General features: G+C 67.7%; 16 protein-coding genes. 11 read left to right on the forward strand and 5 right to left on the reverse strand.

Annotated elements, in window-relative coordinates:
• The first annotated feature begins 78 nt into the window (after positions 1–78).
• The gene (locus tag GFK26_RS22725; RefSeq protein ID WP_153283973.1) at positions 79–714 is read left to right on the forward strand and encodes a superoxide dismutase; all 636 of its coding nucleotides are present in this window, start codon (positions 79–81) and stop codon (positions 712–714) included.
• Positions 715–760: 46 nt separating this feature from the next.
• Positions 761–1,660, forward strand: a complete 900-nt coding sequence (locus GFK26_RS22730) for a ZIP family metal transporter (RefSeq protein WP_153286073.1) — start codon at positions 761–763, stop codon at positions 1,658–1,660.
• A gap of 24 nt (positions 1,661–1,684) precedes the next feature.
• Here GFK26_RS22730 and GFK26_RS22735 read toward each other — a convergent pair whose 3' ends face one another.
• A complete protein-coding gene (locus tag GFK26_RS22735) occupies positions 1,685–3,118 on the reverse strand; it encodes an aldehyde dehydrogenase family protein (RefSeq protein ID WP_153283974.1) in 1,434 nt (477 codons plus the stop codon).
• A gap of 55 nt (positions 3,119–3,173) precedes the next feature.
• A complete protein-coding gene (locus tag GFK26_RS22740) occupies positions 3,174–3,731 on the reverse strand; it encodes a peroxiredoxin (protein ID WP_153283975.1) in 558 nt (185 codons plus the stop codon).
• Between the two features lie 132 nt (positions 3,732–3,863).
• Between GFK26_RS22740 and GFK26_RS22745 the strand changes: the two genes are divergently transcribed.
• The 8 genes from GFK26_RS22745 (at position 3,864) to GFK26_RS22780 (ending at position 11,394) form a co-directional block, all read left to right on the forward strand.
• Positions 3,864–5,429 (forward strand): phospholipase D family protein, encoded by a 1,566-nt coding sequence (locus GFK26_RS22745; RefSeq protein WP_153283976.1) that lies wholly within the window; start codon positions 3,864–3,866, stop codon positions 5,427–5,429.
• Positions 5,430–5,438: 9 nt separating this feature from the next.
• Positions 5,439–6,212, forward strand: coding sequence for a sterol desaturase family protein (locus GFK26_RS22750; RefSeq protein WP_153283977.1), 774 nt, complete (start codon positions 5,439–5,441; stop codon positions 6,210–6,212).
• Positions 6,193–7,134 carry a fatty acid desaturase family protein gene (locus GFK26_RS22755; RefSeq protein WP_153283978.1) on the forward strand — a complete coding sequence of 314 codons (942 nt, stop codon included), beginning with the start codon at positions 6,193–6,195 and terminating at the stop codon, positions 7,132–7,134. The genes GFK26_RS22750 and GFK26_RS22755 overlap by 20 nt, the downstream gene beginning before the upstream one ends.
• Positions 7,135–7,138: 4 nt before the next feature.
• Complete coding sequence (locus tag GFK26_RS22760; protein WP_153283979.1) at positions 7,139–9,058, forward strand: iron-containing redox enzyme family protein; 1,920 nt, start codon at positions 7,139–7,141, stop codon at positions 9,056–9,058.
• A complete protein-coding gene (locus GFK26_RS22765; protein ID WP_153283980.1) occupies positions 9,042–9,953 on the forward strand; it encodes a DUF6999 family protein in 912 nt (303 codons plus the stop codon). The genes GFK26_RS22760 and GFK26_RS22765 overlap by 17 nt, the downstream gene beginning before the upstream one ends.
• Before the next feature lie 17 nt (positions 9,954–9,970).
• The gene (locus GFK26_RS22770) at positions 9,971–10,339 is read left to right on the forward strand and encodes a hypothetical protein (protein ID WP_101491867.1); all 369 of its coding nucleotides are present in this window, start codon (positions 9,971–9,973) and stop codon (positions 10,337–10,339) included.
• Positions 10,326–10,574, forward strand: a complete 249-nt coding sequence (locus GFK26_RS22775; RefSeq protein WP_056580179.1) for a hypothetical protein — start codon at positions 10,326–10,328, stop codon at positions 10,572–10,574. The genes GFK26_RS22770 and GFK26_RS22775 overlap by 14 nt, the downstream gene beginning before the upstream one ends.
• A 226-nt stretch (positions 10,575–10,800) precedes the next feature.
• Positions 10,801–11,394, forward strand: coding sequence for a hypothetical protein (locus tag GFK26_RS22780; RefSeq protein WP_153283981.1), 594 nt, complete (start codon positions 10,801–10,803; stop codon positions 11,392–11,394).
• A gap of 9 nt (positions 11,395–11,403) precedes the next feature.
• On the opposite strand, the gene GFK26_RS22785 is transcribed toward GFK26_RS22780, so the two are convergent.
• Positions 11,404–12,240: a metal-dependent hydrolase gene (locus GFK26_RS22785; RefSeq protein ID WP_153283982.1), complete on the reverse strand. Its 837-nt coding sequence runs from the start codon at positions 12,238–12,240 to the stop codon at positions 11,404–11,406.
• Positions 12,241–12,358: 118 nt separating this feature from the next.
• Between GFK26_RS22785 and GFK26_RS22790 the strand changes: the two genes are divergently transcribed.
• Positions 12,359–12,988 carry a TetR/AcrR family transcriptional regulator gene (locus tag GFK26_RS22790; protein ID WP_153283983.1) on the forward strand — a complete coding sequence of 210 codons (630 nt, stop codon included), beginning with the start codon at positions 12,359–12,361 and terminating at the stop codon, positions 12,986–12,988.
• A 14-nt stretch (positions 12,989–13,002) separates the two neighbouring features.
• Here GFK26_RS22790 and GFK26_RS22795 read toward each other — a convergent pair whose 3' ends face one another.
• Both GFK26_RS22795 and GFK26_RS22800 read right to left on the reverse strand, forming a co-directional pair.
• Positions 13,003–14,145, reverse strand: a complete 1,143-nt coding sequence (locus GFK26_RS22795) for an ABC transporter permease (protein WP_153283984.1) — start codon at positions 14,143–14,145, stop codon at positions 13,003–13,005.
• Positions 14,145–15,329, reverse strand: a complete 1,185-nt coding sequence (locus tag GFK26_RS22800) for an ABC transporter permease (protein WP_153283985.1) — start codon at positions 15,327–15,329, stop codon at positions 14,145–14,147. The genes GFK26_RS22795 and GFK26_RS22800 overlap by 1 nt, the downstream gene beginning before the upstream one ends.
• Positions 15,330–15,335 lie beyond the last annotated feature (6 nt).

A 15,335-nucleotide genomic window follows, 5' to 3' on the forward strand; every position in this document is an offset into this window, starting at 1 on the left:
ATTACTATCATTTGAACGCCTGAGTACGCAGCACAAGCACCACGCAAAGGGCTCTCTTCAACCAAGGAGCTTTCGAACGTGCCGTACACCCTGCCAGCCTTGCCCTATGCCTTCGATGCGCTCGAACCCCACATCGACGCGCAGACGATGGAAATCCACCACGGCAAGCACCACCAAACCTACGTGAACAACCTCAATGCGGCGTTGAAAGACACGCCGCTTGCGGACACGCCGGTCGAAGCCCTCATTGCCGGTGTCGAGCAACTGCCCGAGGCGCTGCGCGCACCGGTGCGCAACAACGGCGGTGGTCACGCCAACCACAGCCTGTTCTGGACGGTGATGGCGCCAGTGGGCGAGGGCGGCGGCGGGGCGCCGTCGGGCGCGCTCTCGAAGGCGATCGACACCGACCTGGGCGGCCTCGACGCCTTCAAGGACGCCTTCACCAAGGCCGCGCTCACGCGCTTCGGCAGCGGCTGGGCCTGGCTCGTCGTCGGCGCCGACGGCAAGCTCGCCGTGGAGAGCAGCGGCAACCAGGACAGCCCGCTGATGCGCGGCATCGGCTCCGGCAAGACGCCGATCCTGGGCCTGGACGTGTGGGAGCACGCCTACTACCTGAAGTACCAGAACCGCCGCCCCGAATACATCGCGGCCTTCTACAACGTGGTGCACTGGGCCGAAGTGGCCCGCCGCCTTGCCGCCGCGACCGGCGGCTGATGATTCGACAAGGAGCCCGCCCATGAACGACTCGCCGCCGGGCACGATGGCGACACAGCCGCCGCACAGGTCGACGCGCACGGTGCGCGAATGGATCGGCTTTGCCATCGTCGCGGCCGGTGCGCTGGCGCTGGCGTCGCAGTTCTGGTCTTTCGTGCGCGCCGACCCGATGGTGTGGAACGCGCTGCGCGGCGGTTCGGTGGCAGCACTGGCGACCGCGCTGGGCACGCTGCCGGTGCTGTTCTCGCAGCGGCTGCCCGACAAGCTGCAGGACACGTTGTTCGGTTTCGGCGCCGGCGTGATGCTCGCGGCCTGCGCCTTCTCGCTGATCATTCCCGGGCTGGACGCGGCCAAGTCGACGGGCGTCTTCGGCGGGGGCGACTGGGCAGCGGGCGGCGTGATCGGCGCGGCCATTCTGCTCGGCGGCCTGGTGCTCATGACCATGGACCGCGTGCTGCCGCACGAGCATTTCATCAAGGGCCGCGAAGGGCAGACGGGGCGGCAGCTGCGCCGCACCTGGCTCTTCGTGTTCGCGATCGCGCTGCACAACGTGCCCGAGGGCCTGGCCATCGGCGTCGGCTACGCAGCCAACAACGGCGTGCGCGCCGATGCGCTCGCCACCGGCATCGCGATCCAGGACGTGCCCGAAGGTCTGGTGGTGGCCGTGGCGCTGCTGGCGGCGGGCTACAGCCGGTTGTTCGCGGTGCTGATCGGCATGGCCTCAGGCCTGGTCGAGCCGCTCGGTGCCGTGCTCGGCGCGGCGGTGGTCGGCCATTCGGCGATGCTGCTGCCCTGGGGGCTGGGCTTTGCGGCGGGTGCGATGCTGTTCGTGATCAGCCACGAGATCATTCCCGAGTCGCACCGCAAGGGACACGAAACCTATGCGACCAGCGGGCTGATGATCGGCTTCGTGCTGATGATGCTGCTGGACACCGCGCTGGGCTGACGCCCAAACGCGGCGTCATCAGCTTCAGCCGTGCTTGATGGCGACCGTCTTCAAGGTCGTGAAACCGTACAGCGCCTCGAAGCCCTTCTCGCGCCCGTAGCCCGACGACTTCACGCCGCCGAACGGCAGCTCGACGCCGCCGCCCGCGCCGTAGTTGTTGATGAACACCTGGCCGCTCTTCACGCGCTTGGCCATGCGGAACTGGCGCGCGCCGTCCGCTGTCCAGACGCCGGCCACGAGGCCGAACTGGGTGGCGTTGGCGAGTGCCACGGCTTCGTCTTCGTCGGCGAATTGCATCGCGGCGAGCACGGGGCCGAACACTTCTTCTTGTGCGAGGCGATGGCCCACGGGCACGTCGCGCAGCAAGGTCGGGGCTTGGTAGAAGCCGGTCTCGGGCGCTTCTTCGACCACCACGCCTTGCGCCACCATCGGGATGCCGGCGTGTTGCGCGTCGCTCAAGAAGTCCCACACGCGCTGCTGCTGCGTCTGGCGGATCAGGGGGCCGACGTCGAGGTCCATGGCGGCGGGGCCGACACGCAGGGCTTCGAAGGCGTGGCCCAGGCGCTCGAGCAGGGGCTCGTAGATGTCGCGCTGGATCAGCACGCGCGAGCCCGCCGAGCAGGTTTGGCCGGCGTTCTGCACGATGGCATTGATGATCACGGGAATGGCCGCGTCGAGGTCGGCATCGGCAAAGATGATCTGCGGGCTCTTGCCACCCAGTTCGAGCGTGACCGGGCAATGCCGTTCGGCCGCCACCTGCTGGATCAGCGTGCCGATCTTCGGGCTGCCGGTGAAGCTGATGTGGTCGATGCCTTCGTGGCGTGCGAGCGCGTCGCCGACTTCATGGCCGTAGCCCGTCACGATGTTGAGCGCGCCGGCCGGAAAGCCGACCTCGGCCGCCAGCTGCGCCACGCGGATCAGCGACAGGCAGGCGTCTTCGGCCGGTTTCACCACGCACACGTTGCCGGCCGCCAGGGCGCCGCCCACGCTGCGCCCGAAGATCTGCATCGGGTAGTTCCACGGAATGACGTGGCCCGTGACGCCATGCGGCTCGCGCCAGGTGAAGACGCTGTAGCCATCTTGATAAGGAATGGTCTCGCCGTGCAGCTTGTCGCAGGCGCCGGCATAGAACTCGAAGTAGCGCACCAGTGCCACCGCGTCGGCGCGGGCCTGTTTCACGGGCTTGCCGCAGTCGCGCTGCTCGATGAGTGCGAGCTCGTCGACGTGCTCGGCGATCTTCTGCGAGAGCTTGAAGAGCAGGCGGCCGCGGTCGGCGGCGCTGACCTTGTGCCACACGCCCTCGAAGCAGTCGCGCGCGGCGCGCACGGCGGCGTCGATGTCGGCGGCGTTGCTGCGCTGGATCTCGTCGAAGGGCTGGCCGTCCGACGGGTCGATGACGGGGAGGGTGCGGCCGGAGGCGGAAGGAACGTCCGCGTTGGCGATGTAGTTGAGCTGCATGGGGCGAGATTTTGCGCGAAGCACGCCGCGCGCGTGGCGCCCCGGCTGGCCCGCCTTACTTCGCCGCGGTGGCTTTGGGCAGCGCGCGCACGGCGTTCAGCATGCGTTCGACGTGCTTGTCGGGGTTGAGGTTCTGGTAGTAGTAGGCGACCTTGCCGTCGGTCGCGATCACGTACGACAGGCGGTTGGCGAAGTCGGGCCGGGTCTGCATCAGCGCGTCGAAGCCCTGGATCACGGTCTTGCCCTGGTCGGACGCGACCGGAAAGCGGCTCTGGCAGGACTTGACCGAGAACTTGGAGAGCGTGTCGATGTCGTCCGCCGAAACGCCGATCACCGTGGCCCCGAGCGCGGAGAATTTGTCGATGGCTTCGGCGAAGGCGTGGGCCTCGATGGAGCAGTCGTTGGAGTCGGCCGCCGGAAAGAAATACAGCACCACCGGTCCCTTGGCCAGCGCCTCGGCCAGCGAGTAGCGGAAGGTCTTGCCGCCGAGCGCGGCCGTGGCCGTGAACTTGGGCGCGGGCTCGCCGATATCGAGTGCGGCGTGGGCACTGGGTACCCCGGCGGCGAGGGCGGCGGCCCACAAAGCGGTGCGCAAGAGGAGCGATCGGGCCATGATGTAACTCCGAAGCGAAGTGAACCGAATTCTAGGACGGTGCCTTGCGAAATGGGCCCTTGTTGAAACCGCAGCAGGCGTGGCGGCGTACATCAGGGCAATGGCAACCACAACGACAAGAGGAATCCGATCATGAATGCTTGGGCCCGGTCTTTCTTGCGCACGGCGCTGGCCGGCGTGCTGCTGGCATTGCTTGCGGCTTGCGGCTCCTTGCCGCCGGCGCGCGAACGCCCGGCCGAGCACGCGGCCACGGCCGACCCGGGCACCGCGCTCGCCAAGATCGTCACGGCCTCCACGCCGCCCGGCGAGCATTCGGGCTTCCGGCTCATGCCGCTGGGCGTGTACTCGCTCGACGCGCGCCTGCAGCTCGCGCAGCGCGCCGAGCACTCGCTGGTGGTGCAGTACTACCAGCTCGAGAACGACGCCGTCGGCCGGCTGCTGCTGCGCACGCTGCGCGAGGCGGCGGCGCGCGGCGTGAAGGTGCGGGTGCTGGTGGACGACCTGTACACGGTGAAGAGCCAGCAGCTCTTGCTGGCGCTGTCCGAGACGCCCAATGTGTCGGTGCGCCTGTTCAACCCGTTCTGCTGCGCGCGCAACGGCTTTCTCTCGCGCTTCGTGGTGTCGATCTTCGACATCCATCGGCTCAACCACCGCATGCACAACAAGCTCTTCATTGCCGACGGCGCGATGGCGGTGGTGGGCGGGCGCAACATCGCCGACGAGTATTTCGTGCTGAGCGAGGCGCAGAACTTCATCGACATGGATGCGCTGGTGGTCGGCAAAGTCGTGTCGCAGCTCGAGAGCATCTTCGACGCCTACTGGAACAGCGACCAGATCTGGCCCATTGCCGAAATCGTGCGCAAAGAGGCCGGCGCCGCCACCTTCGACGACGAGGTCGGCATGGCCGGGCCGCCGCCGAAGGTCGTGCTGCCGCCTTCGGACATCCTCGGCTACGGGCCCATCGCCGAAGAGCTCGACGGCGGCCGCATGGGCCTGTTGTGGGGCGAGGCGCGCGCCATTGCCGACCCGCCGTCCAAGCCCACGACCCTGACGGCCGAAGACGCGATTGCCACCAGCGTGACGATGAAGGTCTGGGCGCTGCTGCTCGACGCCAAGACCGAGGTCGACCTGACCTCGCCCTACCTCGTGCCCGGCGAGCGCGGCATGGCCGCCTTCGAGGACCTGGCCCGGCGCAAGGTCAAGCTCACGCTGCTGACCAATTCGCTCGCCGCCAACGACGAGCCGCTGGTGCACACCGGCTACGCGCGCTACCGCGAGCGCCTGTTGAAGGGCGGCGCCGACCTGTACGAGCTGAGCCCGCAGCGCACCACCGCGAGCATGCGTTTCGGCAGCTTCGGCACCTCGCTGGGCCGGCTGCACGCCAAGACCGCCGCCATCGACAAGACGCGCATCTTCGTCGGCTCGATGAACCTCGACCCGCGCTCGGCCAGCCAGAACACCGAGATGGGCGTGGTGGTCGACAGCCCGCAACTCGCGCGCGAGATGCTGCGCATCATCCACGTGAGCAAGTTGCAGAACTCGTACCGGCTGCGGCTGTCGAAGGAGGGCGGCACGCTCGAATGGCTCACGAACGACGGCGAGAAAGAGGTGATCCTCACCTCGGAACCCGAGTCGGGTTTCTTCCAGCGCCTGTACAACACCCTGATCTCCCCGCTGGTGCCCGAGATGCTGTTGTAGCCTCGGGGGATGGCGCAGACCTTCACTTCTCTTTCGGCCCCGCAGGTCATGCTGTGGGGCCTGCTTTTTTTCGGCGGCATCTACCTGGGTTTCGGCGCGCTCACCTGGCTGCTCACGAAGCGGGTGCTGCCGACGATGGGCATTGGGCGCGTGCTCGACCCGCGACCGTTGCAGCCCGGCCAGCTGCGGCGCGAACTCACGCAGTCGGGCATCTCCGTGCTGATCTTCGGGCTGGGCATGGTATTCCCGTGGGGGCTGCTGCAACTGGGCTGGGCGCGGCTCGAGCCCGATGCGGGCTGGCAACGCATCGGCATCGAGATCCTCGTGCTTGCGGTGTGGAACGACGTGCATTTCTGGCTCAACCACCGGCTGCTGCACACGCGCTGGCTGCGCCGCTTTCATGGCCCGCACCACCGCTCGTTCGTGACCACGCCATGGGCCACCTACAGCTTTCACCCGATCGAGGCGCTGATGCTCGGCAACGTGATCCTGCTGCCGATGGTGCTGCACGATTTCAGCTTCTGGTCGCTGGCGTCGGTGCCGGTGTTCAGCCTGTTCTTCAACTGCGTCGGGCATTCGAACTACGACTTCGTGCCCGGCGTGTCATACAGCCACTGGTTCGCCGCGAGCCGTCGGCATCACCTGCACCACGCCGTGCACAACGGCAACTACGGCTTCCAGTTCACGTTCATGGACCGGCTGTTCCGCACGCGCATCGCGGCCGATGCGGCCGAGCCGCTGTTCCAGGCTTTTCGAAAGAAGCATGGCGCCACCACTGCCTGACGCGCGCCATCGGTTGCCGAGGCTGCGGCACTGGCGCGACTGGCAAAGCCTTGCGTACCTCGTCGCATTGCCTGCGCTGGCGGCGTGGCAATGGGCGCTGGGCTTCCAGATGGTGCTGTACGCGCTGATGCTGTTCCTCACGCTCGGCATCGGCGTGATCCATCACAACCATGTGCACCTGCGCATGTGGCGCGGTCGTCGCATGAACCGGCTGACCGACTTCTGGATCACGCTGCTGCAGGGCCACCCGACCTTCGTCTTCTGGCCCGCGCATGTGGCCAACCACCACCGCCACCGGCACGGACCGAAGGACGTGGCGCGCACCTACCGCTTTGGCGGCGACACCAACCACCTGTGGGGCTACCTGCTGCACCCGTTCCAGGCCGTGTGGGTGCTGATGCCTGTGTTCGTCGGCTGGCTCGCGCGGCTACATCAACATCACCGCGGCGCCTGGCGCTACTGCATGGCGCAGTACGCGCTGTGGCTGGTCAGCTGGACCGTGCTGCTGGCGATCGACTGGCGCAAGGCATTGCTGTTCGTGATCGCGCCGCAGCTGCACGGCCTGCACTGGCTGCTGGCCACCAACTACCTGCAGCACGCGCACGCCGACGGCCGCAAGACGCCGCGTAAGGAGGCACCCGGTGATACCCGCGGTAGCCAGCTGAACTACGCCCGCAATTTCGAGGGGCTGGTGAACCCCTTGCTGTTCAACATCGGCCTGCACACCGCACACCACGAGAACCCGCATGCCCATTGGTCCGAGCTCACGCACCTGCACCACACGCGTTACCGCGCGCAGGTGGCACCCGCGCTCAACGAGGGCGGGCTGGTGCCGTACATGGTGCGCGTCTTTGTGCTGGGGACCGTGTGGCCGCGTTTTCGCAGCCGCTCGCTGATGCCTCCCGATTCACCTATTGCCTGAACCCATGCCCGTTTCATTCCAACGCGTGTACCTCGAAAGCGCCGGCTACTTCATGCCCGGCGAGCCTGTTCCCAACGACCGCATGGACGCGTACATCGCGCCGCTCAACCGCATGTCGGAGCGCATCAAGCGCCGCATCCTGGCCGAGAACGGCATCCTCACGCGGCACTACGCGATCGACGAAGAAGGCGTGACGCGCCACACCAACGCGCAGCTGGCGGCCGGCGCGATCCGCGACTGCCTGCAGCGCGGCGGCGCCGAGCTGTCGCGCGTGTCGCTGCTGGCCAGCGGCTCGTCGGGCGGCGACACCCTGATGCCCGGCTTCGCCAACATGATCCAGGGCGAGCTGGCGGCGCAGCCGATGGAAACGCATTCGGTGCACGGCATCTGCGCGGCCGGCGTGTCGGCGATCCAGACGGCCGCGCAAGGCATCGAGCTGGGCGCGCACCGCTCGGCGCTGGCCGTGGCCAGCGAAATGCCGTCGCGCCTGTTCAAGCGTTCGCGCTTCGCGGCGCGCGGCTACGAGACCGATTTCGACTCGCACTTCCTTCGCTGGATGTTGTCCGATGGTGCAGGCGCGCTGCTGCTGTCCGACGGCACGCCCGCGCTGGCCGGCAAGCCGGGGCTGCGCCTGAAGCTGAAGTGGGTGCACCAGCGCGCTTTCTCGGGCGACTACCCGGTGTGCATGCAGCTGGGCCTCACCGAAGACCGCGCGCGCGGCCATCTCGATTTCGGCTCGTGGGCCGAGGCGGAAGCGGCCGGTGCGCTGTCGCTGCGCCAGGACATTCGCCTGCTGCCGCATCTGTTCGACATCGGCATCCACGAGTACGCGGGGCTGGTGCGCGACGGCTGGGTCGATCCGAAGCGGGTCGACCATTTCCTGTGCCACTACTCGTCGGAAAAATTCATCCCGGTGGTCGAAGACCTGATGGCCAAGGCCGACCTGGCGATTCCGCGCGAGCGCTGGTGGAGCAACCTCGCGTGGCGCGGCAACACCGGCGCGGCGTCGATCCTCGTGATGCTGGCCGAGTTCCTGCACACCAAGACACTGAAGCCGGGCGAGCAGATCTTCTGCTATGTGCCGGAGTCGGGGCGTTTCATGGCGGCGTACATGTTGCTCGAGGTCGAGGCGGTCGATGCGGCGCCTGTCGTGATCGCGCCCCGCGCCGCGGCTGTGGTGCCCGACGACGACCTCGTCATCGCGCCGCCGCACGACCCGGACGCCGCACCCGAGGGCCTGGGCGCCTTGCTGACGGAACTCGCTGCCATCTGGCACGACTACCGCTCGCGCGTGTGGCGCACGCCGCTGATCCGCCAGATCCGCGAGCGCCGCTTTGCCGTGCCCGACTACCTGAACTGGATGGAGCAGTGGGTGCCGCAGGTGCGCGAAGGCAGCCTGTGGATGCGCGAAGGCGCCGCTTCGCTGAGCGAGCCGTACCGCATGCTGTCGTCGCTGATCGACGTGCACGCGGGCGAGGAGCAGAACGACTTCAACATCCTCTTCAGCGACTACCGCAAGGCCGGCGGCACCGTCGAGTCGATCGACGAGTTGCGCCGCAACCCCGGCGGCGAGGCGCTCAACGCCTACTTGCACGGGCTGGCCGCCACGCGCGATCCGATCGGATTGCTGGGCGCGATCTACATCATCGAAGGCACGGGCCAGCGCATCGTGCCGGCGCTGCTGCCGCTGCTCAAGGCCAGCCTGAAGCTGCCGCCCGACGCCTTCCGTTTTCTCGAGTACCACGGCCACAACGACGAGCACCACCTGAACCGCTGGCTCGCCGCGGTCGAGATGGTGATGGCCGTGGAAGGGCAAGCCCGCGCCGCCCGCCAGATTGCCGACACCGCGCGCCACACGGCGGCGCTGTACCTGATGCAGTTCCAGCACATCACCGAACGAATGCCTCATGAGCCGAACGCCTGAATTCCTGACGCAAGCGCACGACGAGCGCGACCCCAGCCCGTGGCTGGCGCTGTACCTCGACCAGAGCACGCCGCTGCCCGACGACGTCAAGTCCGCGTGGCTGGCCGATTCGAGCTCGGCCTCGCGCCAGTACCTGCTGCCGTTCCTGCGGCCGATTGCGCGGCTGACGATCATCCTGATCCAGATCGTGAAGGTGTTCGTGCCGCGCAACTGGTCGCACTCGATGCTGCTGCATCGCTTTCTGGCGTGGGGGCTCAAGCGCTTCGTGTCGCCCGAGGCCAACTGGCTGATCCTGCGGCACTTTCACCTGGGCTCGCAGGTGTTGAGCTTCATCGGGCGCAACTCGCCCGCGCCCGTGGGCACGTCGCCGCTGGAGCCGGCGGACATCGACGCGCTGAAGGACGAGATGTTCCTGAAGCACGACCTGAACCTGTTCAACTTCGTGATCCGGCTGAACACGGCGCTGCGCGACAAGGGGGTGGCGCTGTGCACGGCCGAGCAGGTCGATTTCTCGATGATCCAGTCGCCGGCGTTGCGGCTGGAAGACATGCCCCAGGGCAAGCTGAATTTTCTCGACCTGCAAAGCGCCATCGAGCTGTTCACGCCGCTGTACCAGCTGATGCTGACCGACAACGATTTCTGGCGCGCGGCCAACTCCTTGCAACTGGACGAAACCATCGGCATCTATGCGGCCACGATCCTGAACGCGCCGGAGCACCTGATCCTGGTCAACAACAAGCATCCGCTGGTACCGCTGTCGACTTTACGGGCCGGGCACCGGCTGGTGATCCACGGCTTGTCGACCGAAATGCTTCACAGCCTGCTCCAGCGCATGCGCGCGGCGCAGGAGGGCGGGGCGCCAGAACCACTTCGGCGCGACCCGCCCCTTGCATAGGGGTATGCTGTCCCCACATGCAAACCATGAACACGACCCGAAATCCGTCTCCCAAGACCGATCTGGCAGTGACCCACGTGCTGGCTCAACTGCTGGAGAGGCTTGAGCACAGCGCCGTGCCGGTGGGCGCCGCGCAGTACCGCTCGGTGGTCGAGCATCTGGTGCATGAGTTCGAAGACGTCGAACCCGGTGCCGAACTGGGCCAGTTGCTCGATGCCTACCCGGCCGCCTCCGAGGTCTACGAAAATATGAATTACCAGCACGCCGGCCTTTGCCGCTCGGCGCTGGACGTTTCCCTGGCCGCCGAAGGCGCAGCCAAGGAAGCCATTGCCCGCGCCATGCGCGGTGACGAATCGAACAAGGACAAGATGCATGGCCAAGGGTGAAGTGAAAACGGCAGTGGTGGCGGACGGGCTGCGCTACAAATCGAAGGCGCCGGGCTCTCCGTTCCGCGCCTCGGCGTCGTTCAGCGGGGCCACGATGTCCTGCTTCATGTGCGGCAAGCACCGCGTGCGTTCGCAGCTGCGCACGCGCCAGGTGCTGGGCAAGTCGCAGACCGTCTGCGCACCTTCGTGCAAGGCGCTCGACGAGGCCCTGGAGGCCGAAGCATCGTCGAGCTGAACCCCTAGCACGACGCCGCGTCGCGTTGGCGACATGGCCTCATCGGCGTATCGTCGATTGCCTTCCCTCCTGGCTGCAATCGATATACAGTTGGACACAAATGATGCAAGTAATTGCATTTAATCTAAAGTTCTAATTTGTAGCCGATGACCACTCAAATCCAGCAAGAAGGCGATCGGTGCCCCGCAGCGGGCGTGGATTTTTCTGTGCGTGGAGGGCCTGAGCTGTGAACAAGCCGCGCCACGTCGTCATGCAGGTCGTCAAGCGCTCGTCCGGCAGCGCGACGCACCACGTCGAATTCCTCATGGACGACAACTTTGCGGAGCGCCTGCGTCAGTTGCGCTCGCTGGTGCCGCCGCTGGGTGCCCTCAACAAGCAACGCGACCTCGTGATCGACAAGGTCCGCGTGCGCCTGCCCAACGCCATCTGGCGCTCGGGCAACGAGATCGCCATCGATGGCGGGGTGGACGGCTCCTGCATCGTGATCGCGGCCGAGGGCTCGTTCAACTGCGGCGGCAAAGACCGCCGCACGCGCGAAAAGCTCGTGACCTACAACTTCTCGATCGCACGCCTGATCGAGCTGCACGGCGAACGCCCCGAAGGCGAAACGCTCTACATCCGCGACGGCGTGTTCGCCAACGACGAACCGGCCGAATCACCGGCCGGCCGCTGGGTGGCGTCCATGCACGAACTCGAAGTCGTGATGCGCGTGCCCGACGCCCCGTCGGATTTCGACACGCTGCACGACCTCACGCTGCGCGCCGACGGGCAGCCGACGCAGGCGGGGGCGCTGAACCCGCACCGCGCCAGCATCTATTGACTGACGAACTCAGGCCGACGCTGCCGCAGCAGCGCCCACGGGCGTGAACTGCGCGCCGTTGTCGGCCAGCCAGCGCGCCGAGAGGCTGCTGTCCTGCTGGTCGGGGTGGAAGTCGCTGCGCAGGTACTGGCGCCAGCCCGCGAGATTGCCCCGCAGCAGGCCGCCGCGGCCCAGCAGGATGCGCGCGGCGCTCTTCCAGGTGGCCCACTTCCACAATTGCTTTTCATGCCGCAGGTTGTCGACCGTCTGGCGCATCAGGTCGCCGAGGAACATCACCGTCACGCGGCGGAACCAGCGCGTGCGCCATTCGTCGGAGCCGCCCGCGGCCTTGTAGATGTCGAAGGCGACGCTCTTGTGCTCCAGCTCTTCCGCGCTGTGCCACAGCCACATCGTGCGCAGCCGGGGCTCGGCGCCGTCCAGGATTTCGGGACGGGCCAGCAGCCACTCGGCGAACATCGCCGTGAAGTGCTCGGTGGCGGCCGTCACGGCCAGCGCGTGGCGCGGATCGGCGCCGTCCATCAGTTCCATGCGTTGGCTGGCACGCCCGGTCCAGCGGTCGACCAGGCCTTGCTGGTCGAGGTGCGCGTTGAACAGCGAATGGATGCGGCGGTGCGTCGCCTCCTGGCCGATGAAGCCGCGCACGTCGGCGCGGTAGCGCTCCTGCAGCTCGGGCGGCAGCGTGGCCATGGCGTCGCGCACGGCGTCGATGAAGAACTGCTCGCCGAAGGGGAAGCTCATCGACAGGGCGTTGAAGAAGGCTGTCGAAAAGGCATCGCCGCCGCACCAGTCGCGCGAGAAGGGCGGTTGCAGGTCGATCAGCAGGCGGCGGACAACGAGTTCGGTCATGGGAAGGCAATTCCTGAGGTCGTGGGCAAAAGTTGGTACAACTCCGTACCGCGTGCCGCCATGGTGCAATTGCGAACTGGTACTGTCAAGTACCGAGGCGTAGGAAAATGAATCCGACATGACTGCCACCATCGACAAACCCGTCACGCCCGATGCCGCCGAAGGCGCGCCCAGCGAGCACTACACGCGGCTGCTGCAGGGCATGGCGCATGCTGTGGCGGCCAAGGGCTACGCCGACACCACCATCGCCGACATCGTGCGTGAGGCGGCCGTGTCGCGGCGCACGTTCTACGAGCACTTCAGCACCAAGACCGAGTGCCTGATCGCGCTGTACGAAACGGCCAGCCGGCTCGGCCTGCAGGCCGTGAGCGAAGCCTTCGACCCCGCCCAGCCGTGGCACACGCAGGTGGAGCAGGCGATGACCGCGTACATGGACTACCTCGCGCAAGACCCGGTGTTGCTGCGCACGCTGTTCGTCGAGATCCTCGGGCTGGGCCTGCCGGGCCTGGCGGCGCGGCGGCGCGTGAACGGCGAGATCGCCAACTTCATCCAGGTGGCGATCAACAGCAGCGAGTCAGGCGAGGCGCCCGCGGCGCACATGAGCAGCCAGATGGCGATGACGGTGGTGGGCGGCATCAATGAACTCGTGCTGCAGGCCATCGAGCAGGACCGCGTGGGCGACCTGCGCGAGCTGGTGGCGCCGGCCACGCGGCTGGTGCGCGCGGTCGCGGCAGACAGTCGCCGTTAGACCCGTTAGACCCGTTAGACCCGTTCGGCCTTGCGCGGCGTGGCCGCGATCCACAGCACGAGCAGTCCCGCCACCACCATCGCCACCAGCGCTCCCAGGTACGGCAACACGTCGTGCAGCGGCGCCCCCATCTGGTTGAGCCGCAGCGAGGCCTGGATGCCCGCCGTGCTCGGGAACAGCCAGCGCAGTGCCTGCAGCGGCGCGGGCAGGGCCTCGACAGGCCACGAAAAGCCCGAGAGAAACGCCATCGGCAGCGCAGTGAACAGCAGCACCTGCAACGCACGCTCGCGGTCGCGGAACCAGCAGCCCAGCAACAGCCCGAGCACGCAGATCGCGGGCACATAGAACAGCAGCAGCACCAGCGCGCCGAACGGATTGCCGCCGCGCGGGTAGTCCTGCAGGAAGAACACCCAGCCGAAATAGAACACGCCGCTCAGCACGCCGAAGCCCGACAGCGCGCCCAGCCGCCCGAGCCACGCGCCCATGCCCGCGCGCAGGCGGCGCGCCTCGGCCCAGGTGCCGGCCAGCATCGCGGCGCCCATCAGCAGCGTCTGCTGCAGGATCAGCAGCGCCACCGCCGGCACCACGTAGCTGCCATAGCCTTCGCTCGGGTTGAACAGCGGCACGAGCTGCGTGTTGAGCGGGCTGCGGCTGCGCGCCGCCTGGACGGCACCTTGGCCGCCGGCCTGCAGCTTGCGAATCTCGACGCCGGCCGACACCGTGCCCACCGCCTCCGAGAAGCCGTACAGCACCGCCTTGTTCAGCAGCGCATAGGCGCCGTTGCCCTCGATGGTCACCACCGCCGGGGTGCCGCGCAGCACGTTGCGCTTGAGGTCCTGCGGCAGCAGCGCATAGCCTTCGATCTCGCCGCGCCACAGCGCCTGCTGCGCCTCGTGCACGTCGGACGTGACCATGCGCACATCGAGCCGCGGGCTGGCCATCGCGAAGCGCGCGATCTGCCGCGACAGCCCGCTGTGGTCCTGGTCGACCACCGCCACCGGCACCCGCGTGACGGCCTGCGTGCCGTAGGGCCAGGGGTAGAAGAAGCCGTAGATGATGGGCGCGAGCAGCATGATCAGCAGCACGCCTTTGTCGCGCAGCACGGCGAGCGCGGTGTCGCGCCAAGCGGCGGTGAAGCCTTGGGTGGGTTCGCTCATCAGCGGCCTCCCCACGTGTCCGGTGCAGCGGCTGCACGCATCAGCAGCGTGGCCGACACGGCCAGCAGCACCGCGGTGCCCACCACCATCCACAGCGGCGTCGCGGCCGAGTACGCCACGGGCGCGCCCATCTGCAGCTGCTCCATCTGCACGCGGATGTAATGCGTGTAGGGCAGCAGGCTGGCCCACAGCTGCGCGAGCATCGGCATGGCGACCAGCGGAAAGCCCACGCCGCCGAACGCGAAGGCCGGCGCGGTGATGAAGCCGGTGGCCGACAGCGCCGTGCGCAGCGAGCGCGTGAGGCTCGACACGAAGGCGCCGAGTGCGATCGACAGCGCCACGAACACCACCAGCGCGAACAGCGTCCACCCCACCGAGCCGACCGGGTGCCAGCCGCGGCCCGCGGTGATCCACAGCATGGCGGCGATGCCCACGGCCGACAGGCTCGCGAACGGCAGCGCCAGCTTGCCCGCCAGCGCGGCCAGCGCCTCGGGCCAGCGCGGCGCGGCGCCGAGCCAGCCGCCGAGGCTGCGGTCGCGCAGCTCGCGGCCCACGGCCCAGGCGCCGGCCGTCATCGCGAGGATGTGCAGCAGCGCCGGAATGAGTGCGGCACCGAGAAACTGCTCGTAGTCGGTGGAGGTGTTGAACAGCGCCACCATGCTGGCCTTGACCGGGTCCATGCTCACGCGCGCGGCCTTCATCGACTCGCCGCGCTTGTTGCGCACCGCGAGCTCGACGCCGGCCGACACCGTGGCGACGGCGGTGCGCACGTCGCGCTGGATCAGGCTCGAATGCGTGCCCAGCTGCGCGTTGTGCAGCAACACGATCTGTCCGACGCGGCCCTGCTTGACGTCACGGCTCAGGTCGCGCGGCACCTGCACCGCCGCATCGACCGCGCCGCTGGTGAGCGCGCGCTGCATCTCGCCTTCGTCGGCGTACTGCTGCGCGACGCGCAGGCCCGGCGTGGCGTCCAGGAAGCGCACCAGTTGGCGCGAGAGCGCGGAGTGGTCCTGGTCGAGCACGCCGATCGGCAGGCGCTCGGGCAGGCCGGCCGAGAAGATCCACCAGATCAGGAACACCGCGAGCAGCGGCACCCACGAGATCATGGCCAGGTCCCACGGGCGCGTGCGCAGCAGCGCGAATTCGCGCCGGGCGCTGGCGGTGGAAAAGCCGCGCAGGCTCATGGCGGG

Source organism: Variovorax paradoxus (assembly GCF_009498455.1).
GTDB lineage: Bacteria > Pseudomonadota > Gammaproteobacteria > Burkholderiales > Burkholderiaceae_C > Variovorax > Variovorax paradoxus_H.